At 61.2% G+C, this 24,055-nt stretch carries 20 protein-coding genes; 8 read left to right on the top strand and 12 right to left on the bottom strand.

Going from position 1 to position 24,055, the window contains the following annotated elements:
- Nucleotides 1-4 precede the first annotated feature (4 nt).
- On the top strand, nt 5-1,060 hold the full coding sequence (locus CXQ82_RS07140) for an alkene reductase (protein ID WP_101267440.1): 1,056 nt from the start codon (nt 5-7) through the stop codon (nt 1,058-1,060).
- Between the two features lie 333 nt (nt 1,061-1,393).
- On the opposite strand, the gene CXQ82_RS07135 is transcribed toward CXQ82_RS07140, so the two are convergent.
- Nucleotides 1,394-2,026, bottom strand: a complete 633-nt coding sequence (locus CXQ82_RS07135) for a TetR family transcriptional regulator (RefSeq protein WP_101267438.1) — start codon at nt 2,024-2,026, stop codon at nt 1,394-1,396.
- A gap of 286 nt (nt 2,027-2,312) precedes the next feature.
- Here CXQ82_RS07135 and CXQ82_RS07130 point away from each other — a divergent pair, with 286 nt between their 5' ends.
- From CXQ82_RS07130 to CXQ82_RS07105, 6 genes are all read left to right on the top strand, one after another.
- Nucleotides 2,313-3,461: an efflux RND transporter periplasmic adaptor subunit gene (locus CXQ82_RS07130; protein WP_101267436.1), complete on the top strand. Its 1,149-nt coding sequence runs from the start codon at nt 2,313-2,315 to the stop codon at nt 3,459-3,461.
- Between the two features lie 3 nt (nt 3,462-3,464).
- Entirely contained in the window at nt 3,465-6,626 is a 3,162-nt protein-coding gene (locus tag CXQ82_RS07125; protein ID WP_101267435.1) for an efflux RND transporter permease subunit, read from the top strand.
- A complete protein-coding gene (gene adeC / locus CXQ82_RS07120) occupies nt 6,623-8,080 on the top strand; it encodes an AdeC/AdeK/OprM family multidrug efflux complex outer membrane factor (RefSeq protein WP_101267433.1) in 1,458 nt (485 codons plus the stop codon). Before CXQ82_RS07125 ends, adeC begins: the two co-directional genes overlap by 4 nt.
- Nucleotides 8,081-8,287: 207 nt before the next feature.
- On the top strand, nt 8,288-9,538 hold the full coding sequence (locus CXQ82_RS07115) for an OprD family porin (RefSeq protein WP_101267431.1): 1,251 nt from the start codon (nt 8,288-8,290) through the stop codon (nt 9,536-9,538).
- Between the two features lie 83 nt (nt 9,539-9,621).
- Nucleotides 9,622-10,521, top strand: coding sequence for a polysaccharide deacetylase family protein (locus tag CXQ82_RS07110; protein ID WP_101267429.1), 900 nt, complete (start codon nt 9,622-9,624; stop codon nt 10,519-10,521).
- A gap of 138 nt (nt 10,522-10,659) precedes the next feature.
- Nucleotides 10,660-12,072 (top strand): M91 family zinc metallopeptidase, encoded by a 1,413-nt coding sequence (locus CXQ82_RS07105; protein ID WP_101267427.1) that lies wholly within the window; start codon nt 10,660-10,662, stop codon nt 12,070-12,072.
- A 23-nt stretch (nt 12,073-12,095) separates the two neighbouring features.
- Here CXQ82_RS07105 and pcaC read toward each other — a convergent pair whose 3' ends face one another.
- The 11 genes from pcaC to pcaR all read right to left on the bottom strand — a co-directional run bounded on the left by pcaC (nt 12,096) and on the right by pcaR (nt 23,074).
- A complete protein-coding gene (gene pcaC / locus CXQ82_RS07100; RefSeq protein WP_024073913.1) occupies nt 12,096-12,488 on the bottom strand; it encodes a 4-carboxymuconolactone decarboxylase in 393 nt (130 codons plus the stop codon).
- A gap of 182 nt (nt 12,489-12,670) precedes the next feature.
- Nucleotides 12,671-13,462, bottom strand: coding sequence for a 3-oxoadipate enol-lactonase (gene pcaD / locus CXQ82_RS07095; RefSeq protein ID WP_101267424.1), 792 nt, complete (start codon nt 13,460-13,462; stop codon nt 12,671-12,673).
- 10 nt (nt 13,463-13,472) lie between these two features.
- Nucleotides 13,473-14,837: a 3-carboxy-cis,cis-muconate cycloisomerase gene (locus tag CXQ82_RS07090; RefSeq protein ID WP_101267422.1), complete on the bottom strand. Its 1,365-nt coding sequence runs from the start codon at nt 14,835-14,837 to the stop codon at nt 13,473-13,475.
- A 10-nt stretch (nt 14,838-14,847) separates the two neighbouring features.
- The gene (locus CXQ82_RS07085) at nt 14,848-16,143 is read right to left on the bottom strand and encodes an MFS family transporter (protein ID WP_101267420.1); all 1,296 of its coding nucleotides are present in this window, start codon (nt 16,141-16,143) and stop codon (nt 14,848-14,850) included.
- Between the two features lie 204 nt (nt 16,144-16,347).
- Nucleotides 16,348-16,914 carry a protocatechuate 3,4-dioxygenase subunit alpha gene (gene pcaG, locus CXQ82_RS07080; RefSeq protein WP_101267418.1) on the bottom strand — a complete coding sequence of 189 codons (567 nt, stop codon included), beginning with the start codon at nt 16,912-16,914 and terminating at the stop codon, nt 16,348-16,350.
- Nucleotide 16,915: 1 nt separating this feature from the next.
- Complete coding sequence (pcaH, locus tag CXQ82_RS07075) at nt 16,916-17,620, bottom strand: protocatechuate 3,4-dioxygenase subunit beta (RefSeq protein WP_101267416.1); 705 nt, start codon at nt 17,618-17,620, stop codon at nt 16,916-16,918.
- A 17-nt stretch (nt 17,621-17,637) separates the two neighbouring features.
- Nucleotides 17,638-18,840 carry a 3-oxoadipyl-CoA thiolase gene (gene pcaF / locus CXQ82_RS07070; RefSeq protein WP_177409945.1) on the bottom strand — a complete coding sequence of 401 codons (1,203 nt, stop codon included), beginning with the start codon at nt 18,838-18,840 and terminating at the stop codon, nt 17,638-17,640.
- Nucleotides 18,837-19,616 carry a CoA-transferase subunit beta gene (locus CXQ82_RS07065; RefSeq protein WP_101267412.1) on the bottom strand — a complete coding sequence of 260 codons (780 nt, stop codon included), beginning with the start codon at nt 19,614-19,616 and terminating at the stop codon, nt 18,837-18,839. Before CXQ82_RS07065 ends, pcaF begins: the two co-directional genes overlap by 4 nt.
- Nucleotides 19,616-20,473: a CoA transferase subunit A gene (locus CXQ82_RS07060; RefSeq protein ID WP_101267410.1), complete on the bottom strand. Its 858-nt coding sequence runs from the start codon at nt 20,471-20,473 to the stop codon at nt 19,616-19,618. The genes CXQ82_RS07065 and CXQ82_RS07060 overlap by 1 nt, the downstream gene beginning before the upstream one ends.
- A gap of 268 nt (nt 20,474-20,741) precedes the next feature.
- Complete coding sequence (locus CXQ82_RS07055) at nt 20,742-22,082, bottom strand: MFS transporter (RefSeq protein WP_101267408.1); 1,341 nt, start codon at nt 22,080-22,082, stop codon at nt 20,742-20,744.
- A gap of 149 nt (nt 22,083-22,231) precedes the next feature.
- Complete coding sequence (gene pcaR / locus CXQ82_RS07050; RefSeq protein WP_101267406.1) at nt 22,232-23,074, bottom strand: pca regulon transcriptional regulator PcaR; 843 nt, start codon at nt 23,072-23,074, stop codon at nt 22,232-22,234.
- Between the two features lie 561 nt (nt 23,075-23,635).
- Between pcaR and CXQ82_RS07045 the strand changes: the two genes are divergently transcribed.
- Entirely contained in the window at nt 23,636-23,836 is a 201-nt protein-coding gene (locus CXQ82_RS07045; RefSeq protein ID WP_003172389.1) for a hypothetical protein, read from the top strand.
- Nucleotides 23,837-24,055: the final 219 nt, after the last annotated feature.

Raw genomic sequence — 24,055 nt, 5'->3', positions numbered from 1 at the left:
ACCCATGACGACTATTTTCGATCCGATCAAACTGGGCGACCTGGAACTGTCGAACCGCATCATCATGGCGCCGCTGACCCGCTGCCGTGCCGACGCCGGTCGCGTGCCCAACGCCCTGATGGCTGAATACTACGTACAACGCGCGTCCGCCGGGCTGATCCTCAGCGAAGCCACCTCCGTCACGCCGCTGGGCGTGGGCTACCCGGATACCCCGGGCATCTGGTCCAACGACCAGGTGCGCGGCTGGGCCAACGTGACCAAGGCGATCCACGGCGCGGGCGGCAAGATCTTCCTGCAACTGTGGCATGTGGGCCGCATCTCCCATGAGTCCTACCTGAACGGCGAAACCCCGGTGGCACCGAGCGCCATCCAGCCAAAAGGCCATGTCAGCCTGGTTCGCCCACTGGCCGACTACCCAACCCCACGTGCCCTGGAAACCGCTGAAATCGCCGACATCGTCGACGCCTACCGCACCGGTGCCGAGAACGCCAAGGCCGCCGGCTTCGACGGCGTGGAAATCCACGGCGCCAACGGCTACCTGCTCGACCAGTTCCTGCAAAGCAGCACCAACCAGCGCACCGACCAGTACGGCGGCTCCCTGGAAAACCGTGCGCGCCTGCTGCTGGAAGTGACCGACGCGGCCATCGAAGTCTGGGGCGCCGGGCGTGTGGGTGTGCACCTGGCACCGCGTGCCGACTCCCACGACATGGGCGACGACAACCTGGCAGAAACCTTCACCTACGTCGCCAGTGAACTGGGCAAGCGTGGTATCGCGTTTATCTGCTCGCGTGAGAAGGAAGGCGCAGACAGCCTCGGCCCACAACTGAAAAAAGCCTTCGGCGGCGCGTACATCGCCAACGAGCGCTTTACCAAGGACAGCGCCAATGCCTGGCTGGCTGAAGGCAAGGCTGATGCAGTGGCCTGGGGCGTCCCCTTTATTGCCAACCCCGACCTGCCGGCACGCCTGAAGGCCGACGCGCCGCTGAACGACCCGCGCCCGGACACCTTCTATAGCAAGGGCCCGGTTGGCTATATCGACTACCCGACGCTGGCGATCTAATCACCTGCAACACAAAATCAATGTGGGAGGGGCGGTGCGACGATTCGACTTGCCCCCGATGGCGGTGGTTCAGTGTCAGTTGTTTCAACTGACAGACCGCTATCGGGGGCAAGTCGAATCGTCGCACCGCCCCTCCCACATTTTTGACTTATGCAGCCCTGAGAAACATTGCTTCACAGAACCGCAACAAAATCGCTACAAAATACTTAGGCGGCTACCTATCAACCGCCCGCCAGCCCGTATATAAAGTCACCCCACCAATCAGGCAGAAGGACGATTGACTGTCCTTAGGCTTTACTGTTGACACAACCTGATGCAATTACGCATTTTGTCTCAATTGCGCAGGCTAGGGCTCAGGCGCAGCATGTCCAGCCCGGCGTCCACCCAACGTTCGGCTTCCTGGTGCAATTGAAAGCTGTCGGGCACCAGTAACCACTGGCCGATCAAGCCGTGGATGAAGGCGTGGATGCACACCGCTCCACGCGTAGTGTCGAGGTTTTCCGGAAGCTGCCCACGATGGACCGCGTTACGCAATGTCAGGCCGATACGCAGGTTGCACTCCAGGCTATGGGTCTGGCGTTGACGGCGCATGTCACACATTTCATCGGTGAACTCGCACTTATGAAACAAAATCTCGTTGATGCGCCGGGTCTTCGGGTCCAGGGCCACCTGATGGTAAAGACGAATGAGCAACTTGCGCATGCAGCCCAGCGGATCGAGCTCATCCTCGCTTTCGCTGGCGCGCGCCAACTCGTCCAGGGGCTCATGCAGCGTGTCGAGCAGCGCCTGCAGCAAGTCGGACTTGTTGCTGAAATGCCAATAGATGGCACCGCGCGTCACCCCGGCCAGCGCGGCGATGTCCGCCAACGTGGTCCGCGCGACACCGCGCTCATAAAAGGCTTGCTCGGCGGCATCGAGAATCTGGCTGCGCGTCTCCTGAGCTTCCTCTTTGGTACGACGAACCATGGCAGTAAAACCTCAATCAGGACACTTGAGACTATCGTTAACGCAACGTTAATAGACGTTGACGATCATCTGAATATTTGTGGGACGACACCGTCATGGGTGCCGAACGTAATGGAATCGAGGCTTTGGGCGTTGCTTTGTCAACATTCCGCGAAGCCTGTCAAGAGTTTACAAACAACCATGAACGTAAGTATATTGCGTAGCAAGCTACTTATCCACTCACGGCTTGTTTTTTACCCTTCCACCCTTCTTGTGCGCACCCTGCGCGCCTGACCCGAGGATCTTCATGCAACTTAAGCCAGCTGTTACCGCTCTGGTCACTGCCGTCGCCCTGGCATCGCTGCTCAGCGGATGTAAAAAGGAAGAAGCGGCTCCGCCCGCTCAAACCCCTCAGGTCGGCGTGGTCACCATTCAACCGCAAGCCTATACCCTGACCTCCGAGCTGCCAGGCCGCACCACCGCCTACCGCATCGCGGAAGTTCGCCCACAGGTCAACGGCATCATTCTCAAGCGCCTGTTCAAGGAAGGCGCGGACGTGAAGGAAGGCCAGCAGCTTTATCAGATCGACCCGTCGGTCTATGAAGCCACGCTCAAAAGCGCGCAAGCCAGCCTGACCCAGACCAAGTCGATCACCGACCGCTACAAGCAGTTGGTCGATGAGCAAGCCGTGAGCCGTCAGGAATACGACACTGCCGTCGCCAACCGCATGACTTCGGAAGCAAACGTTCAAACCGCCCAGATCAACGTGCGTTACACCAAAGTGTTCGCGCCGATCTCCGGGCGTATCGGCCGTTCTTCGGTGACCGAAGGCGCGCTGGTGAGCAGCGGCCAGACCGACGCCATGGCGGTGATCCAGCAACTGGACCCGATCTACGTCGACGTCACGCAGTCTTCGGCTGAAATGCTGAAACTGCGCCGCGACCTGGAAAGCGGTCAGCTGGAAAAAGCCGGCGCCAATGCGGCCAAGGTCAAGCTGACCCTGGAAGACGGCAGCGACTACGGCCAGGACGGTAAGCTGGAGTTCTCCGAAGTGTCGGTTGACCAGACCACCGGCTCCGTGACCCTGCGCGCCGTGTTCCCGAACCCTGACCACACCCTGCTGCCGGGCATGTTCGTGCACGCCCAGCTGCAAGCCGGTGTGAACAGCAAGGCCATCCTGGCACCACAGCAAGGCGTGACCCGCGACCTCAAGGGCATCCCGACGGCGCTGGTGGTGAACAAGGACAACAAGGTCGAGCAACGCGTACTGGTCGCCAACCGTACTGCCGGCGCTTATTGGCTGGTGGAAAAAGGCCTCGACGCCGGTGACCGTGTGATTACTGAAGGCTTGCAGTACGTCAAGCCGGGCATCGAAGTCCAGGTCAAGGACGCCGGCAACGCCAAACCTGCCGGTTCTGCTCCAGCTCCTGCTGCCGCTGCTGGCCAGGGGGAGTAACCCATGTCGAAATTTTTTATCGACCGTCCCATTTTCGCCTGGGTAATTGCCCTGGTGATCATGCTGGTCGGGGCACTGTCGATCCTGAAGTTGCCCATCAACCAATACCCGGCCATCGCGCCAACCGCCATCGACATCCAGGTGACCTACCCAGGTGCGTCTGCACAAACCGTGCAGGACACCGTGGTGCAGGTGATCGAGCAACAGCTCAACGGTATCGACAACCTGCGTTATGTGGCCTCGGACAGTAACTCCGACGGCAGCATGACCATCACCGCGACGTTCAACCAGGGTACCAACCCGGACATCGCCCAGGTTCAGGTGCAGAACAAGCTGAACCTGGCGACCCCACTGCTGCCGCAAGAAGTGCAGCAGCAGGGTATCCGCGTGACCAAGTCGGTGAAGAACTTCCTGATGGTAATCGGTCTGGTGTCGGAAGACGGCAGCATGACCAAGGACGACCTCTCCAACTACATCGTGTCCAACATCCAGGACCCGATCTCGCGTACTGCGGGTGTCGGTGACTTCCAGGTGTTCGGTTCGCAGTACGCCATGCGTATCTGGCTCGACCCGGCCAAGCTGAATAACTTCCAGTTGACCCCGGTCGACGTCAGCACCGCCATCTCGGCGCAGAACGTCCAGGTGGCCACCGGTCAATTGGGCGGCCTGCCTGCCCTGCCCGGCAACCAGCTGAACGCCACCATCATCGGCAAGACGCGCCTGCAAACTGCAGAGCAGTTCGGCAACATCCTGATGAAGGTGAATGCCGACGGTTCCCAGGTGCGCCTGCGTGACGTCTCCCGTATCGAACTGGGTGGCCAGAACTACAGCATCAGTGCGCAGTTCAACGGCAAGCCCGCTTCCGGTATGGCGATCAAGCTGGCCTCGGGCGCCAACGCCCTGGACACCGGCAAGGCCATCCGTGAAACGGTCAAGTCTCTGGAGCCGTTCTTCCCGCCTGGCATGAAGGCGGTGGTGCCGTATGACACCACCCCGGTGGTGACTGAATCGATCTCCGGTGTAGTCGACACCCTGGTCGAAGCGATCGTGCTGGTGTTCCTGGTGATGTTCCTGTTCCTGCAGAACTTCCGCGCCACCATCATCACCACCATGACTGTACCAGTGGTGTTGCTGGGTACCTTCGGGATCCTGGCGGCGTTCGGCTTCACCATCAACACCCTGACCATGTTCGGCATGATCCTGGCCATCGGCTTGCTGGTGGACGACGCCATCGTCGTGGTGGAAAACGTCGAGCGGGTGATGGCCGAGGAGCACCTGTCGCCCAAGGAGGCGACGGTCAAGTCCATGGGCCAGATTCAGGGCGCCCTGGTGGGTATTGCCCTGGTGCTGTCGGCGGTACTGTTGCCAATGGCATTCTTCGGCGGCTCTACCGGTGTGATCTACAAACAGTTCTCCATCACCATCGTTTCGGCCATGGCGTTGTCGGTACTGGTTGCCCTGATCTTCACCCCGGCCTTGTGCGCCACCATGCTCAAGCCGATCGACCCGGAAAAACACGGCCAACCCAAGCGCGGTTTCTTCGGCTGGTTCAACCGCACCTTCGACCGTGGCGTACTGAGCTACGAGCGCGGCGTGGGCAACATGATCAAGCACAAGATCCCGGCGTTTCTGGTGTACGCGCTGATCATCGTCGGCATGGTCTGGCTGTTCATGCGCATTCCTGCTGCGTTCCTGCCTGACGAAGACCAGGGCGTGATTTTTGCCCAGGTGCAGACGCCGGTAGGTTCTTCGGCTGAACGTACGCAGAAAGTCATCGACGATATGCGCGCGTTCCTGCTCAACGACAAGGAAGGCGAGCCTGGCGAAGGCAAAGGCGTGAAATCGGTGTTTACCGTAAACGGCTTCAACTTCGCCGGTCGTGGCCAGAGCTCGGGCCTGGCATTCGTGATGCTCAAGCCGTGGGATGAGCGTGACGCGTCCAACTCGGTGTTCGAGATCGCCAAGCGCGCCCAAGGCTATTTCATGCAGACATTCAAGGACGCCATGGTATTTGCCATCGTGCCGCCGTCTGTACTGGAACTGGGTAACGCCACCGGCTTCGACGTGTTCCTGCAAGACCAGGGCGGTGTTGGCCATGAAAAATTGATGGCCGCACGCAACCAGTTCCTCGGTATGGCCGCACAGAGCAAGATCCTGGCAGGTGTGCGCCCCAACGGCGTGAACGATGAGCCGCAGTACGAGCTCACCGTCGACGACGAGAAGGCCAGCGCCCAAGGCATCACCCTGTCGAACATCAACCAGACCCTGGCGATTGCCCTGGGTGGCAGCTACGTCAACGACTTCATCGACCGTGGTCGAGTGAAGAAGGTGTACGTGCAAGGTGACGCCGCCAGCCGCATGTCCCCTGAAGACCTGAACAAATGGTTCGTACGCAGTGACTCCGGGAAGATGGTGCCGTTGTCTGCCATCGCTTCGGGCAAGTGGATCTTCGGTTCGCCGAAACTCTCGCGCTACAACGGTGTAGCGGCGATGGAAATCCTCGGCACCCCGGCGCCGGGCTACAGTACCGGTGACGCCATGGCCGAAGTCGAGCGTATCGCCAAGCAACTGCCGGCGGGTATTGGCTATGCGTGGACCGGCCTGTCGTATGAAGAACGTCTGTCCGGCTCCCAGGCGCCTGCGCTGTACGCCTTGTCGCTGCTGGTAGTGTTCCTGTGCCTCGCGGCACTGTACGAAAGCTGGTCGATTCCGATCGCAGTCATCCTGGTAGTCCCACTGGGGGTTGTGGGTGCGTTGATGGCGACCAGCATGCGCGGGCTGTCCAACGACGTGTTCTTCCAGGTGGGCTTGCTGGTGACGGTGGGCCTGGCAGCGAAGAACGCCATCCTGATCGTGGAGTTCGCCAAAGAGCTCCACGAACAAGGCAAAGGCATCGTCGAGGCCGCCATCGAAGCTTCCCGCATGCGTCTGCGCCCGATCATCATGACCTCCATGGCCTTCGTCCTCGGCGTGTTGCCGCTGGCGATCTCCACGGGCGCAGGCTCCGGCAGCCAGCACGCGATCGGTACCGGTGTAATTGGCGGTATGATCACGGCCACTGTCCTGGCGATCTTCTGGGTGCCACTGTTCTTTGCAACCGTGTCCGCCGCGGGCGAGCGTAAACAGACTGAACCCAAGCAAACTCCTAAAGAGGCTGGCCAATGAGCAAGTCGCTACTTTCCTTAGCCGTCACCGCATTCGTGCTCAGTGGCTGCTCGCTGATTCCTGACTACCAGCGCCCTGAAGCGCCGGTGGCAGCTCAGTTCCCGCAGGGGCCGGCGTATTCGTCGGCCCAGGCGCCGGGCCAGGCCGCTGCCGAGCAGGGCTGGAAGCAGTTTTTCCATGACCCTGCCCTGCAACAGCTGATCCAGACCGCCTTGGTGAACAACCGTGACCTGCGCGTCGCGGCGCTGAACATCGACGCCTACGCCGCGCAGTACCAGATCCAGCGTGCCGACCTGTTCCCGGCCATCTCGGCCACAGGCAGCGGCAGCCGTTCGCGTACCCCGGCCAAGCTGTCGCAGACCGGCGAATCGACCATCACCAGCCAGTACTCGGCTGGCTTGGGGATCAGCTCGTATGAGCTGGACCTGTTCGGCCGCGTGCGCAGCCTGAGTGAAGAAGCGCTACAAAAGTACTTCGCCACTGAAGAAGCACGACGCAGCACCCAGATCAGCCTGGTGGCCAGTGTGGCCAACGCCTACCTGACCTGGCAGGCCGACAAGGAACTGCTCAAGCTCACCCAGGACACCCTCGGTGCTTATGAGCAGAGCTTCAAGCTGACCTCGCGCAGCAACGAAGTCGGCGTGGCCTCGGCCCTCGACCTGAGCCAGGCACGCACCTCGGTGGAAAACGCCCGGGTCGCCTTGGCGCGCTACACCCGCCAGGTCGCCCAGGACGAGAACAACCTGACCCTGCTGCTGGGCACCGGCCTGCCGGCCAACATCGTCAGCAAGCCGCTGTCGGATGACTTGCTCAGCGAAGTGCCGGCCGGGTTGCCATCCGACCTGCTGCAGCGTCGCCCCGACATCGTGCAGGCCGAATACAACCTCAAGGCAGCCAACGCCAATATCGGCGCGGCCCGTGCAGCGTTCTTCCCGAGCATCAGCCTGACGGCCAGTGCCGGTACCGCCAGCCCGACCTTGGGCGGCCTGTTCAAAGGCGGCTCGGGCACCTGGTCGTTCGCGCCACAGATCAACATCCCGATCTTCAACGCCGGTAGCCTGCGCGCGAGCCTGGACTACTCGAAGATCCAGAAAGAGATCAACGTGGCCACCTACGAGAAGGCGATCCAGACCGGCTTCCAGGAAGTTTCCGACGGCCTCGCCGCGCGTGAGACCTACAAGCAGCAGCTGGATGCCCAACGCGGCTTCGTCGCCGCCAACCAGGATTACTACCGCCTGGCCGAGCGTCGCTACCGCATTGGTGTCGACAGCAACCTGACCTTCCTCGACGCCCAGCGCCAGCTGTTCAGTGCCCAGCAATCGCTGATCACCGACCGCCTGGCGCAGCTCAACAGTGAGGTCAACCTGTACAAGGCCCTCGGCGGCGGCTGGAACGAGCAGACCGCGAAGAACGAGCCGTTGAAAGAAGAAGCACCGGCGTTGAAGTTGTTCTGATGCTTTTGTAAAAAGCAGCGCCGCTGTAGACCAAACCGCCTCCCTCACAGGAGGCGGTTTTTTTATGCCTGAAGCTGACCGGTTAAGCGCCGCACAATTACGTTCGATCATCGCCCACAACCCGCCCTCCCCCACTTTCACCGCCCCCGCACCGCCCGGCACCATGGCCGCCACCTGCATAACCCCAATAACAACAGGTCCAACACCATGAGCACGTTCCGCCCGCGCCAGCTATTGCTGGCAACCGCTGTCGCCAGCCTTGCCCTGCCCGTCGTCGCCGAAGAACACGGCTTTCTCGAAGACGCCAGTGCGAACCTCAACCTGCGCAATTTCTTCTTCAACCGTAACTACACCAACCCCACCAAAACCCAGGGTGGCGCGCAGGAGTGGACGCAAAGTTTCATCCTCGACGCCAAGTCCGGCTTTACCCAAGGCACGGTGGGTTTTGGTGTGGATGTGCTGGGGCTGTACTCCTTGAAGCTCGATGGCGGGCGCGGCACCGGTGGCACCCAGTTGCTGCCGTTGGACCACGATGGCCGCCCGGCGGATGAGTTCGGGCGCCTCGGCGTGGCGTTCAAGGCGCGGATTTCGAAGACCGAAGTGAAAGTGGGCGAATGGATGCCGGTGTTGCCGATCCTGCGTGCGGACGATGGCCGTTCGCTGCCGCAAACCCTGCGCGGCGGGCAGATCACCTCCAAGGAGATCGACGGCCTGACGTTGTATGGCGGCCAGTTCCGCGCCAACAGCCCACGGGATGACAGCAGCATGACCGACATGTCGATGGTCGGTAAAACCGCGTTCACCTCGGACCGTTTCAACTTCCAGGGCGGCGAGTACGCGTTCAACGACAAGCGCACCCAGATCGGCCTGTGGAATGCCCAGCTCAAGGACATCTACCGCCAGCAATTCGTCAACGTCACCCACAGCCAACCCATCGGCGACTGGACTCTGGGCGCCAACCTCGGCTTCTTTTATGGCAAGGACGACGGCAGCGCGCGTGCCGGCGAGCTGGACAACAAGACCTGGTCCGGCCTGTTCTCCGCCCGTTATGGCGGCAACACCTTCTACGTCGGCCTGCAAAAACTCACCGGCAACAACGCCTGGATGCGCGTCAACGGCACCAGTGGCGGCACCCTGGCCAACGACAGCTACAACTCCAGCTACGACAACGCCCAGGAAAAATCCTGGCAGGTGCGCCACGACTACAACTTCGTCGCCCTCGGCGTGCCCGGCTTGACCTTGATGAACCGCTATATCAGCGGCAGCAATGTGCACACCGGCACTATCACCGACGGCAAGGAATGGGGCCGCGAAAGCGAATTGGGCTACACCGTGCAAAGCGGCAGCCTGAAAAACCTTACCGTGCGCTGGCGCAATTCCAGCATGCGCCGCGACTACAGCAACAATGAATTTGATGAAAACCGGTTGATCGTCAGCTACCCGATAAGTCTGCTGTAAACCGGCGTCAAACTTGCTGTATGGTGCGCGCCTGCCGCTGCTGATCCCCCCAGCAGCGGCCTTTATTCGAGCCCGCATCCCCCATGAAATCCTTCGCTGCCGCACTCGCTGTACTTGCCCTGGCCGTGAGCCTGAGCGGCTGCATTGGCGCGCCCATTGCCCTGACGCCGCAGACCGAACAACGCCTGCAAACCCAGGCGCCGATCCGTTTTCTGCTGACTTTCGATGACGGCCCCAGCGCGTCGGGCTACAACAACCCGAGCCGTTCGGTGGTCGCTGACCTGGCGCACAACCCGATACTCCCGGGGATCAAGGCGGTGTTCTTCCTGCAGACCGAAGCGAGTCGCTCCGGCGGCAGCTCCCGCGGGCGCAAGACCATGGAGCGCGAGTATGCGGGCGGGCATATCCTGGCCTTCCACACCGCCACGGGGTTTCACACCAACCATCGCTGGCTGAGCAACGCCGAACTGGAGCGCACCCTCGCCCAGGGCGCAGCCGATATTGCCTCGATCACCGGCAGCCCGCCGGTGCTGGTACGTCCTCCCTTTTGGAACTACGACCGGCGCACCTTCGCCGCCTATCAGCGTCATGGCATGCAGGTGCTACTCACCGACTTGAGCGCCAATGACGGCAAGATCTGGGGCTTCAACGGCAGTCCACGCCGGCGGGCCAACCTGTATCGGCAATTGTCGGTGGTGCGCGAACGCATCGCGCTAGGTGAGTTGCCGACGGTGGACGGCGTGATTCCGGTGGTGGTGACCTTCCACGACATCAATCGCTACACCGCGCGGCATATGCAGGAGTACTTGCAGATTCTGCTCGACAGCGCGCGGGTCAACGGTATGAAGACTGCAGCCGAGCCCTTCTACACCGACCACGCCATGTTGGAGCGCGCGGCGTTGGCACGTACGGTCAAGGAGGTGAGCGAGCCGGTGCACCTGCCGGGGGTGTGGAATTGGGTGTGGGACGCCGATTCCCACTGAAAGGGATCGTCTGGATAACAGCCGTCGTGTACTTATATTTTGAAATGAAGCCGTGGTTGCGGTGTAGGAACGTGCAGTGTTTTTTTCACCACGTATTGCAGGAATAGTATCCCCAACCACGCAAAAAGAGTTCCCACAATGCAGACGCCGTCCGCCTCCAGCGCGCCCTCAACTTCCCATGCACACGCAGCCCCAATTACTCCGAATAGCCCGTCTGACACCCAAACCACTAAAATTGCCAGTGACAAGAATGTGGATATATCCCTGAACACTAAGACAACGGTACTGAATCAAAGGGGTCAACACAAAATATTCAACCTGACTGAGCTAACAATTGAGACGAGCAAGGGCGCGGATACTGTTCACATCAGTAAAGGGCCGGAGGGCAAACTCAGCGCGCAAATAAATGGCCAATCTTATTTTTTGCCTGCGGGAAATACTCCCCTTACGACCTTGACCATAAACACCCATGAAGGTGACGACCGCGTCCACATTGATCCTGAAGTCGTTGCCCGCATAAAAGTCTACGGCGGTGCCGGTAACGACACAGTTCGATTGGGCGGTGGCCTCGGTTATGTCGAAGGTAACGACGGCGACGATACCTTGATGGGAGGCCGGGGCTCTCACGTCATGTACGGAGGGAACGGTCGAGACCGACTGTATGGTGGCGACGGCCCCAACACAAAAACCAACTATATGGACGGCGGCAGTGATGACGACCTAATGTATGGGGGAAGCGGCCACAACGTGATGAACGGCGGCAACGGCAATGATCGAATCAGCACGGCTGGCCGCAGCGCCGTCTATACCGGGCTGGGACATGACAGGGTCTATCCCAGCGCCAACAACACCGATGACGGGGTTGTTTACGGCAAACGCAGCGACCAGCTGCAGCTACCGTCCGGCGTCAAGTTTATCGAAACTGTGCCCAACGAAGCCGGCGCCAAGACATTCCGCGGTATCGGATCGCAAGAGTTCAGCCAACGGTTCAGGGATGACATTCAGTTATACAGAAGCTCCCCGACAGGGCAAAAAATGCTGGAAGGCATGGATGCATATTCAGAACGAACAGGCTCGCACATCCTGATCATTGAAGGCGAAGAAAATAGGTACTCCGGATACAGCACAGACCCCAATTACGTTCCGAACAACGATGGGGATTCAAAAGGGGATATCAGGAACGGTGTTCGTGCCCCTGGCCATAAAAACAACTTAGTGGTTTATAACCGCTCGGATTCAGACCAGACGTCCGATACCCCGTCTGCCTTCCTTGTGCCGTCTACCTACCTCCATCACGAAATATCCCATGCCTACAACGCAATAACGGGCAGCCAGTTGACGGGCGATACCGTGGTTAAAAATCCAGACGGTACAACCTTTACCGAACTCAACGCTGAACGCCAGGCCGTAGGCCTGGAAACCGATGCCGAACCCTTCGACTTCGACAACGATCCCTCAACCCCACCCACCACAACCAACCCTTACCCTTTCAACGAAAACGCGTTGCGAGAAGAAATGGGCCTGCACCCTCGAAAAGTTTACAGCGCATAAAGCGCTGGGGGCGGAGCGTGTAATCACTCACGTGATTCCACGCCCAGTTCATCCCATACCGATTCGGCCAAGTGGAAAGTGGCATTCGCTGCCGGTATCCCGCAATAAATCGCGCTCTGCATCAGCACTTCCTTGATCTCGGCGCGGGTCACGCCATTGCTGGCGGCGGCGCGCAGGTGCAGCTTGAGTTCTTCACTACGGTTCATGCCGATCAACATGGCAATGGTGATCAGGCTGCGGGTGTGACGCGGCAGGCCGGGGCGGGTCCAGATATCACCCCAGGCGTGGCGGGTGATCATTTCCTGGAACTCGCTGTTGAACTCGGTCAGGGCATTCAGGCTGCGGTCGACATGGGCGTCGCCCAGTACTTCGCGGCGCACTTGCAGGCCATCGGCGTAACGTTGTTTCTCGTCCACAAAAAACTCCTTACTCAATTCGATTCAGGCTCGATTACCTGTGGCGAGCGGGCTTGCCCGCGTTGGGCTGCGCAGCAGGCCCAGAAAGGTCCACGCAGGCTTGCTGTGAAATTGGGTTTGCAGGTTTGAGGGCCGCTTCGCAGCCCAACGCGGGCAAGCCCGCTCGCCACAATAAAAGCGCGTTAGCGCGCCAACAAAAAGTCCAACACGCGGTCACTGAACGCAGCGCCGGCCTGCACGTTGGACAGGTGCGCGGCATAGAACTCGGCGTACTCAGCCCCCTGCACATGGTTCTGGATAAAGTGGCTACCGGCCGGTGGCGTCACCGCGTCTTCGGTGCCGGCGATGACCAGGGTCGGCACTTTGATCGATGCCAGTTGCTGGCGGAAATCCGCATCCCGTACGGCCGCGCAATTGGCCGCATAACCTTCGGGCGAGGTGGCCGCGAGCATATCGGTGATCTGCTGGGCCTGGTGCGGGTTGGCCGCCGCGAAATCGGCGGTGAACCAGCGTGCAATCGAGGCATCGCGCAGCGCCACCATCGCGGCCGCGCCGTCACGCAGGACCATTTCGATGCGGGGGTTCCACACCTCCGGTGTGCCGATCTTGGCGGCGGTGTTGCATACCACCAGGCGTTGCAGGCGCTCACCGGCGTTGATTCCCAGCCATTGGCCGATCAAGCCGCCCATGGACAGCCCGCAGAAATGCGCGCGCGGGATATCCAGCGCATCCAGCAGCGCGATCACGTCGCGTCCGAGTTGCTCGATGCTGTAAGGGCCAGCGCTGACCAGGGATTTGCCATGGCCACGGGTGTCGAAACGCAACACGCGAAAATGCTCGGTGAAGGCCGGGATCTGGATGTCCCACATATGCAGGTCGGTGCCCAACGAGTTGGACAGCACCAGTACCGGCGCGTCTACCGGGCCATCCAGTTGGTAATGCAGTTCGCCGTCGGCGAGTTGTACAAATGCCACAAAGGCCTCCTTAGGCAGTCAATGCAAAGTGTTCGGTTACGGCGCGGGTGACCCACGTGTGCGCCTGGCCCAGGTAATGGGCCGGATCCAGCAGGCGGTCCAGTTCAGCGCTCGATAACTCAGCGGTAACCTGCGGCTCATCCGCCAGCACCGCGCGTAAATGGCGCCCCTCGGCGACCGCGCGTTTGCAGCATTGCTCCAGCAAATGGTGCGCAGTTTCGCGGCCCAGGCGTTGGGCCAGCACGATGCTCACGGCCTCGGCCAGCACCAGGCCCTGAGTCAGCTCGAGATTGTGCGCCATGCGCTCGGGGTCGACTTCCAACCCTTGGCCGACCAGCAACGCCTGTTTCAGCGCGCCGGAGACCAATCGGCAAATCTCTGGCAAGGTTTCCCACTCGGCGTGCCACAAGCCCAGGCTGCGTTCGTGCTCCTGGGGCATGGCGCTGAACATCGTCGCCACCAGGCCCGGCACACGAGTGGCCGCGCTGATCAACACGGCGGCGCCCACCGGATTGCGCTTGTGCGGCATGGTGGAAGAGCCGCCCTTGCCCGGCGCCGACGGCTCGAACACTTCCGCCGCTTCGGTCTGCATCAGCAAGCTGATATCCCGCCCCAGCTTGCCGAGGCTGCCGGCGATCAGGCCAAGCACACTGGCAAACTCCACCAGGCGATCACGCTGCGTGTGCCAGGGTTGTTCGGGCAAGCCCAGTTGCAACTCAGCCGCCAACGCTTCGGCTACCGGCATGGCCTGCTCGCCAAGCGCGGCCAGGGTGCCGGAGGCGCCGCCGAATTGCACCACCAACAGGCGTGGTTTCAGTTCGGTGAGACGTTGCCGGCTGCGCGTCACTGCGCCCAGCCAACCGGCGATTTTCATCCCCAGGGTCACCGGTGTCGCATGCTGCAACCAGGTCCGCCCGGCCAAAGGCACGCTGGCATAGCGTTGAGCCTGGGCGGCAAGAATCTCACCCAATTGCGCCAGGTCCGTTTCGATCAATTCCAGCGCGCGCCTCGCTTGCAGCACCAGGCCGGTGTCCATCACGTCCTGGCTGGTAGCGCCCAGGTGCACAAAACGCTCGGCCTCGGCGTCTTCACTGGCAATCAACTTGCCCAGCGCCTTCACCAGCGGAATCGCCGAGTTCCCTGCCGTGGCAATCGCCACGCCGAGGGCATCGACGTCATACAGCGACGCCAGGCACGCCTGGGCAATCGGTGCCACGGCAGCGCGCGGAATCAGCCCGACCCGGGCCTGCGCCCGCGCCAGCCCGGCTTCGAAATCCAGCATGCCTTGCAGGCGCCCCTGGTCGCAGAACACCTCGGCCATGCTGTCAGCGGTGAAGTAAGCGTCGAACAGTTGATTGCTCGTGCGCAGCGTCATAACCCATCCCTTACAAATCGTGATGCAAGTACGCCGCCTGTTTCGGCAGGCGCAAGCTGAACAGGAAGGCCACCGCCATCATCGCGGTAACGTACCAATAGAAGGTGTTTTCCATGCCGATGGATTTCAGGCTCAGCGCGACCACTTCCGCCGACCCGCCAAACACCGCATTCGCCACCGCATACGCCAGGCCTACGCCCAAGGCACGCACCTGGGGCGGGAACATCTCCGCTTTGACCAGGCCGCTGATGGAGGTGTAGAAGCTGACGATCGCCAGGGCCAGGGTAATCAGCACAAAGGCCAGGAACGGGCTGCTGACGGTTTTCAACGTCAGCAGGATCGGCACCGTGAACAACGTGCCCAGGCCGGCGAACCACAGCATCGAATTACGTCGGCCGATCTTGTCCGCCAACATGCCGAAAAACGGCTGCATGCACATGTACAGGAACAGCGCGCCGGTCATGATGTAGCTCGACGTCTTGGCGTGCATGCCCACTGTGTTTACCAGGTATTTCTGCATGTAGGTGGTGAACGTGTAGAAAATCAGCGAACCACCGGCGGTGTAGCCCAGCACGGTGATAAAGGCGGCCTTGTGGTCGCGAAACAGCGCGGCGATGCTGCCGGCGTCTTTGTCTTCGCGCATTTCCTTGCTGGAGGTTTCCTTGAGGGTGCGACGCAGCAACAGCGAGATGACCGCCGCGATCGCGCCGATCACGAACGGAATCCGCCAGCCCCAGGCGCGCAGCTCTTCTTCGCTGAGGATCTGTTGCAGGATCACTACCACCAACACCGCCAGCAGTTGGCCGCCGATCAGGGTCACGTACTGGAACGAGGCAAAAAAGCCGCGCTGGCCCTTGAGTGCCACCTCACTCATGTAGGTGGCAGTGGTGCCGTATTCGCCGCCCACCGACAGACCCTGGAACAGGCGCGCCACCAGCAGCAGGATAGGCGCCCAGACGCCAATGTCGTTATAGGTCGGCAGAAACGCGATGACCAGGGACCCGGCGCACATCATCAGCACCGAGATCATCATCGAGTTCTTGCGCCCGTGCTTGTCGGCCACGCGCCCGAACAACCAGCCGCCAATGGGGCGCATCAGGAAGCCCGCAGCGAATACGCCGGCGGTGTTGACCAACTGCACGGTGGGGTTGTCCGACGGGAAAAACGCCGGGGCAAAGTAAATGGCGCAGAACGCGTAGACGTAGAAGTCGAACCATTCGACGAGGTTGCCGGAGGATGCCCCGACAATCGCAAAAATCCGTTTGCTGCGTTCTTCTCCGGTGTAGTGACTGGTTGTTGTTGTCATGGTTTTTTCACTCAGTGGGAACGGTTATAGCCTAGACATACTTTGCAACAAGCTCGTTCCGCAAGCAGACTTTTGGATCGTTGTTGGCTGAGCCGGCCCCATCGGGGGCAAGCCCCCTCCCACCTTTGAATGTGTTCACAGATCAAAATGTGGGAGGGGCGGTCGACGATTCGACTTGCCCCCGATAGGGCCCTAGAAGATCACTCAATAATCAAAGAACACCGTTTCCCTATCTGTCCCCTGCAAAATCACATTCCACTGATACACCCCTGCCCCATCCTGCTCGGCAATCAAGGTGCCGCGACGCTCTGCCGGCACACACGCCAGCAACGGGTCATCCCCATTCAACGCCTCGCCGTCAAAATAAATCCGCGTGAGCAGGTGTTTCACCAAACCACGGGCAAACACCAGCACCACCAGGTGCGGCGCCTGGATCGTGCCTTTAAGCCCCGGCACGCTGCCCGGCTTGATGGTGGTAAAGCGAAAACGCCCCTCGGCATCCACCGGCACGCGGCCGAAGCCTTCGAAGCTTGGGTCGACGGCCTTGTCCTGCTCATCCTCAGGGTGGTCGTACTTGCCGGCGGCATTGGCCTGCCAGACTTCCAGCATGGCGTCGTTGACCACATCGCCGTTGCCATCCACCACTTGCCCGCTGATCGCCACGCGTTCGCCGAGGGTGGCGGGCACGGTAAGGTCTTCGCGGTTCAGCCAGGTCAGGCCAATGTGGTAATACGGCCCGACGGTGTGGGACGTAGTTGCAGTGAGTGTCATCTCATTTCTCCATCGGCGTGGCGTCGCGGCCGCGCAGGACGATGTCCCAGCGGTAGCCGAGGGCATAGGAAGGAATGGTTTTTTCCAGGTCGAAGCTGGCGATCAGGCGCTGCTTGGCCGAAGTGTCCGGCACGCAGTTGTAGATCGGGTCGTATTCCAGCAGCGGGTCACCGGGGAAGTACATCTGCGTGACCAGGCGCGTGAGCACGCTGGGGCCAAACAGCGAAAAGTGGATATGCGCCGGGCGCCACGCGTTGTGGTGGTTGCCCCACGGGTAGGCACCGGGCTTGATGGTCTGGAACTGGTACCAGCCGTCGGCATCGGTGACGGTGCGCCCGGTGCCGGTGAAGTTCGGGTCCAGGGGCGCGTCATGCAGGTCGCGCTTGTGGTTATAGCGCCCGGCGGCGTTGGCCTGCCAGATCTCCACCAGAATGCCCGGCACCGGCAGGCCGTTTTCATCCAGCACACGCCCGTGAATGATGATGCGCTCGCCCTGCGGCTCGCCATCGTGCTGGGCGGTGAGGTCGTTGTCCTTCTCGTTGACCCGCTCGGCGCCGATGGTCGGGCCGGTGATTTCCGACAAGGAATGGGGCAGAAACACCAACGGCTTGGACGGCGAACGCAGGTTCGTCGACTGGTAGGCCGGGTGCAGGTAATCAGGTTGAGTGCCCGCTTGCGGGCGCCGGTAACCGGGCTTGTCACTCATGGAGCAATCCTCTCTTATTAGATGCGTTCAATCGCCAGGGCCAACCCTTGGCCGACGCCCACACACATGGTCGCCAGGCCTTTGCGGCCGCCGGTTTTTTCCAACTGATGCAAGGCTGTGAGTACCAGCCGTGCGCCGCTCATGCCCAGCGGGTGGCCGAGGGCGATGGCGCCGCCGTTCGGGTTGACCTGGGGCGCATCATCGGCAATGCCCAACTCACGCAACACCGCCAGGCCTTGGCTGGCGAAGGCTTCGTTGAGTTCGATGACATCAAAATCAGTGACGGCCAAGCCTAGGCGCTCTACCAGTTTGCGCACCGCCGGCACCGGGCCAATGCCCATCACACGCGGCGCCACACCGGCGCTGGCCATGCCCAGGACCCGAGCGCGGGCGGTCAGGCCATGTTTTTTCAAGGCCTCGGCAGAGGCGAGAATCAACGCCGCCGCACCGTCGTTGACGCCCGAGGCGTTGCCGGCGGTGACGGTCTTGTCCGGGCCGTTGACCGGCTTGAGTTTGGCCAGGGCGTCCAGGGTGGTATCCCGTGGGTGCTCATCATGCTCGACCAAGGTTTCGCCTTTTTTATGCGCGACCCGTACCGGCACGATTTCTTCGGCGAAGAAGCCGGCGGCTTGCGCGGCGGCGGTGCGTTGCTGGCTGCGCAGGGCGAAGGCGTCCTGGTCGGCGCGCGATACGTGGTAGTCGTCGGCGACGTTATCGGCGGTCTGCGGCATGGCATCCACACCGTACTGGGCTTTCATCAACGGGTTGATAAACCGCCAGCCGATGGTGGTGTCTTCCAGCTTCATATTGCGCGAAAACGCCGCGTCGGCCTTGCCCATCACAAACGGCGCGCGGGACATCGACTCGACGCCGCCGGCAATCGTCAGCTCCATTTCGCCGCTGGCGATGGCGCGGAACGCGGTGCCAATCGCATCCATGCCCGAGGCGCACAGGCGGTTGAGGGTCACGCCAGGAATACTCTCCGGCAGGCCCGCCAGCAGCAGGGCCATGCGTGCAACGTTGCGATTGTCTTCCCCGGCCTGGTTGGCACAGCCGAGGAACACCTCGTCCACCGCGCTCCAGTCCACCGAAGGGTTGCGCTGCATCAGCGCCTTGATCGGCAGCGCGGCGAGGTCATCGGCCCGCACCGTGGCCAGCCCACCGCCGAAACGGCCGATGGGGGTGCGGATGGCATCACAGATAAATACGTCGCGCATCAGGCTTCTCCAGGCGCTTGGCCATGGGCGGCGGCGGTGCGGGCTTCGAGGTCACGCAAGGCCGTCAGCTCGACTTCCGTCGGTTCGGCGGTGGTGGCGACCTGGTCGGCGAAACGAATCGCCCAGCCGGTGGCCGCCACCACTTGCTCGCGGGTCACACCAGGGTGCAGCGCGGTGACCACAAACTCATGGGTGCCCTCTTCCGGTTCCATGGTGCACAGGTCGGTAATGATTCCTACAGGCCCCGCACCCGGCAGGCCCAGGCGTTTGCGCGAATCGCCGCCTTCGCCATGGCCGACCGAGGTGATGAAGTCCAGCTTGTCGACAAACGAGCGCGACGACTGCTTGAGGATGATCAACACACTCTTGGCGGACCCGGCGATTTCCGGGGCGCCACCGGCACCCGGCAGGCGCACCTTGGGCTGGTGGTAATCGCCCACCACGGTGGTGTTGATATTGCCGAAGCGGTCGACCTGGGCGGCGCCGAGGAAACCCACGTCAATGCGCCCGCCTTGCAACCAATAGCGAAAAATTTCACCGGTCGGCACCACGGTGTCGGCGGTTTCCGCCAGCTCGCCATCACCGATGGACAACGGCAGTACCGAGGGCTTGGCGCCAATCGGGCCGGATTCGTAGATCAGCACCACATCCGGCGACGAAGTCAGGCGCGCCAGGTTGGCGGCCTTGGAGGGCAAACCGATGCCCACAAAGCACACCGAGCCGTTCTTGAGGCGGCGGGCGGCGGCGACGGTCATCATTTCATTGGTCGAGTAAGCCATTACTGGGCCTCCTGCGCGGTGGCCAGCTTGGCCTGGAATTCATTGAAGTCGGCAGTGCCGTGGATATATTCGTCGATCCACGCGGTAAAGGTCCCACGGTCACGGGCGATTGGGTCCCACGCTTGGTAGAAACGGTTATCACGCTCGTTGTAGCCGTGGGCGTAGGACGGGTGCGCGCCACCGGGCACATGGCACACCGCTGTCAGGGCCCAGGTCGGCAGCACGCAGCTGTTCATCGGCGCGTTGAGGTCATCGACGATTTCTTCGACGGTGACAATGCAGCGCTTGGCCGCCAGCGCCGCTTCCTTCTGCACGCCGAGGATGCCCCAGAGCAGCACGTTGCCTTTGCGGTCGGCCTTTTGCGCGTGGATCACGGTGATGTCCGGGCGCACCGACGGCACCGCCGCCAGCACTTCGCCAGTGAACGGGCAGGTCACGGTCTTGATCAGCGGGTTGACCTTGGGCAGGTCGGAACCGGCGTAGGCACGCAGCACAGCAAAGGGCAGGCCCGAGGCGCCGGCAACGTAGGCGTTGGCCAGGTCAGCGTGGCTGTGCTCTTCGATCTCCAACGGTTGCGGCCATTGTTTCTCCACCGCGTCACGCAGGCGATGCAGGGAGCCCACACCCGGGTTGCCGCCCCAGGAGAAAATCAACTTGCGGGCGCAGCCGGCACCGATCAACTGGTCGTAGATCAGGTCAGGCGTCATACGCACCAGCGTCAGGTCTTTCTTGCCCTGACGAATGATTTCATGACCCGCTGCCGTAGGGATCAGGTGGGTGAAGCCTTCCAGTGCAACGGTATCGCCGTCGTTCACGAATTGCTTCACCGCGTCACGCAGCGCAAGAATTTCAGCCATGGGGTTGGGCTCCCGGTGTGGATCGAAAAAGGCGCTGAGGTGGCGCCGAAGTGCTTGAAGATTAAGCCGGGGAAATGGGTCAAACAATCCGATAATCGACTCAGTGTTCGATTATCGAACGGATTGTTGTCTAGCTAATCTTCAGGTGAACTCGGTCAAATGTGGGAGGGGGCTTGCCCCCGATCAGGGTGTGTCAGTTGATTAATCTCTACCTGACCCACTGCAATCGGGAGCAAGCCCCCTCCCACATTTTTAACCGCCTGCGATCTCAGGTCGCGTCAGCGTGGCTGACCATGCCCTTGATCACCACCGCGGCAGTCGCCAAGGCAGCCGGAATCACCAACGCTGTCAGCACCTGCTCGAAGTTCCAGCCCAGGCCCAGCAAAGTGGCGCCCATCCAGGCGCCGAGGATCGCGCCGAAGCGGCCGATGCCGAGCATCCAGGACACGCCGGTGGCGCGGCCTTGGGTAGGGTAGAAACGTGCCGCCAGCGAAGGCATCGCCGATTGCGCACCGTTGACACACATCCCGGCGATCAGCACCAGGGTCGCCAATAAGGTGATATTGCCCAGGCTCTGCCCCACCGCGTAGGCAAACACCCCGGCCAGCAGGTAGAACGTGCCGATGACCTTGTGGGGGTTGAACCGGTCCATCGCCCACCCGACGCCGACGGCGCTCAACACCCCACCAAACTGGAACAGCGCACCGATAAACGCCGCCTGCTCCATGCTGGCGCCGCTGTCGCGCATCAGGGTCGGCAGCCAGCTAGTCAGCAGGTACACGATCACCAGGCCCATGAAGTAGGTGAGCCACAGCAGCAAGGTGCCGGCGCTATAGGTGCCGGAAAAGATCACTGCGAACACGTTGCGCGCCTTGACGGTTTTTTGCTCGGGCACGCTGAAGGCGGTGGCCTGGGCGACAATCGTCGGCTCGATGGGTGACAGGGTTTTGCGCACCTTGTCAGTTCCACGGTTACGCACCACCAGATAACGCGCCGACTCCGGCAGCCACACCAGCAACACCACCGCCAGGAGCAACGGCAGGATGCCGCCGATCAGCAACAAGGCGTGCCAGCCAAAGGCCGGGATCAGCTTGGCCGAGATAAACCCACCGCCCGCCATGCCCAGGTTGAAACCACAGAACATGCTGGTCACCAGCAGCGACTTGTGGCGCTCGGGAGTGTATTCAGAAAGCAACGTGGTGGCATTCGGCATGCCGGCGCCCAGGCCTAGCCCGGTGAGGAAGCGCAGCACCAGCAGTTGGTCGACATTACTGCTGTAGGCCGAGGCCAGGCTGAACGCGCCAAACACCAACACCGCGCCGACCAGTACCACCTTGCGCCCGAAACGATCGGCCAGCGGCCCGGAACCCAGGGCACCGAACACCATGCCGATCAATGCGGCGCTCATCACCGGGCCCAGGCTGGCGCGGTCGATGCCCCAATCCTGGGACAGCGCGGGCGCGATAAAGCCCATGGCTGCGGTGTCGAGGCCATCGAGGAAGACAATCAGGAAACACAGGATTACCACGCGCCACTGGTAACGGGACAGTGGCTGGGTGTTGATAAAGGACTGGACGTCCAGGGTGGTACCGACAGAAGGCTGATTCATTATTTTTATTCCACACCGAGGGCGGGCTGACGGCCTGAGGTCGTCGTTATTATTGGGCGGCGGCCCCTGAAGGAGCGCTGCCGCACATTAATAAGCCAGGGGGAACAGCGTCAATTGATCAACCCGGGATCTGTGCGGTCACCGAACGCTTACGCAAACAACTGCGCACTTAGCTCGCGACTGGCGCTGAGCATGCTCGGCAGGAAGCGCTGCTCCAGCTCGCTACGGCTGACCCTGGCGGCGTGGGTGCTGACATTCAGCGCGGCCAGCACCTGGCCGGATGCGTCGTACACCGGCACGGCGATGGAACGCAGGCCTTGTTCCAGCTCCTGATCAACGATGCACCAGCCCTGCTGCCGCACTTGTTGCAGGCATTCGAACAAGGCTTCGGGGGTGGTCAGCGTACGGCTGGTCTTGGTTTGCAGGTCGGCATGGTCGAGGTAATCCTGCAGCGAGGCGTCGTCCAGCGCCGCGAGCAAGATGCGGCCCATGGAGGTGCAATACGCCGGCAAGCGCCCGCCCACCGACAAGTCCACCGAAATCAGGCGCTGGGTGGTGGCCGAACGGGCGATATAGAGAATGTCGTCGCCTTCGAGAGTGGCCATGTTGCAAGCCTCGTGGAGCTGCTCGCTCATGCGGTCCAGGTACGGTTGGGCCGATACGGCCAGGGGTGTGGACGACAAATAGGCATGGCCCAGGGTCAGCACTTTGGGCAACAGCGAATACGTGCGTCCGTCGGTGGTGGCGTAACCCAGCTTGATCAGCGTGTGCAGGCAACGGCGCACGGCGGCGCGAGGGATTTCGGTACGGTGACTGATCTGGGCGATGGTCAGGTGGCGCTTGCGCTCCTGGAACGCCTGCACCACGGCCAAGCCACGGGCCAGGGAAGTCATGAAGTCCGGATCACCGGTAAACGCCTGGATGCGCTTGGCCGGCGAAGCCACGATCGGCGGCGCCACTGACGCGAAGGAGTTGCGCAATTGATCGTTCATTTCCAGATCCTTTGTCTTATTTTCAACCGTTGGGAGGGTTGGCCGCTATTACAAGCCGCGCCGGCCGGGATACACAAGGTTGGGCCGGCAACATTGGGCGATTATCGGACGATCATGCGATTATCGCAATTTGGCGTGCGCCGGGAGGCGGCCCGTCCAATTGCGTGCCCGACAAAGTTAAAGCAATGTTTTATTACGCCCAGACCTGTGAAATTTATGACGCCAACATTCCCGTAACTACTGACGCGTCTGTGTAACAAAACGCTCACACATCGTTGACGCTTTTTAACTTTATGCCGATAGTGTTATTCAAATGCGCCGCTATAATGCACCCTATGCGCAGGTCAGCCCGGTTTGATTGTCGGGACCGGAGCACCCCAGCTGTGCACAGGCCGTGCAGGGTCGATCGCAACTAACTGCCTCGAATGGCGGCCATAACAACTGGCCTCTCCTCTGTTACTTCAAACTTGACCCCTCACGGGTTCAAACTTGAACACCCCGAGGGCGACATTCAGGCATAACGCGGCAACGTAATTACACTCAACTCAATTAGGTAACACTGTGACGAAAGATGAACTGCGCGCGGAACTTGAGCGCCAGGAGCAACGTTACAAGGACGTATACGGCGGGGAAGTCACCACCTACGCCGCCCAGCCTGAACCTGAGCGCAAACCATGGCGCAAACGAGCCAGCCTGCTCGACCAGGCATTTGCTCAGGAAATTCAAAAGATTGAGCAGGAACTCAAAGCCGAAGAGCCATAAGCGCTTCAGTTTGAGCATCCCGTGCCTGCGCGCCTGCGCCGGAGCATCATCGGCAAGGACACCTCGCACCAGCACCCACTGGTCAACATCCTACGGGCGCCAACGATTTTTCATACAAATGTTTCAGACGTGACGTTTTGATGACAAAACCCGGTCTTTTCGACCCCGAGCGTTATAAATCAAAGACTTGCCAAACCCCCGAAAACCCTGGGATGAGCG

It is taken from the genome of Pseudomonas sp. S09G 359, assembly GCF_002843605.1.
In the GTDB taxonomy this organism is placed as follows: domain Bacteria; phylum Pseudomonadota; class Gammaproteobacteria; order Pseudomonadales; family Pseudomonadaceae; genus Aquipseudomonas.
This window is presented reverse-complemented; position numbering and strand designations above follow the sequence as displayed.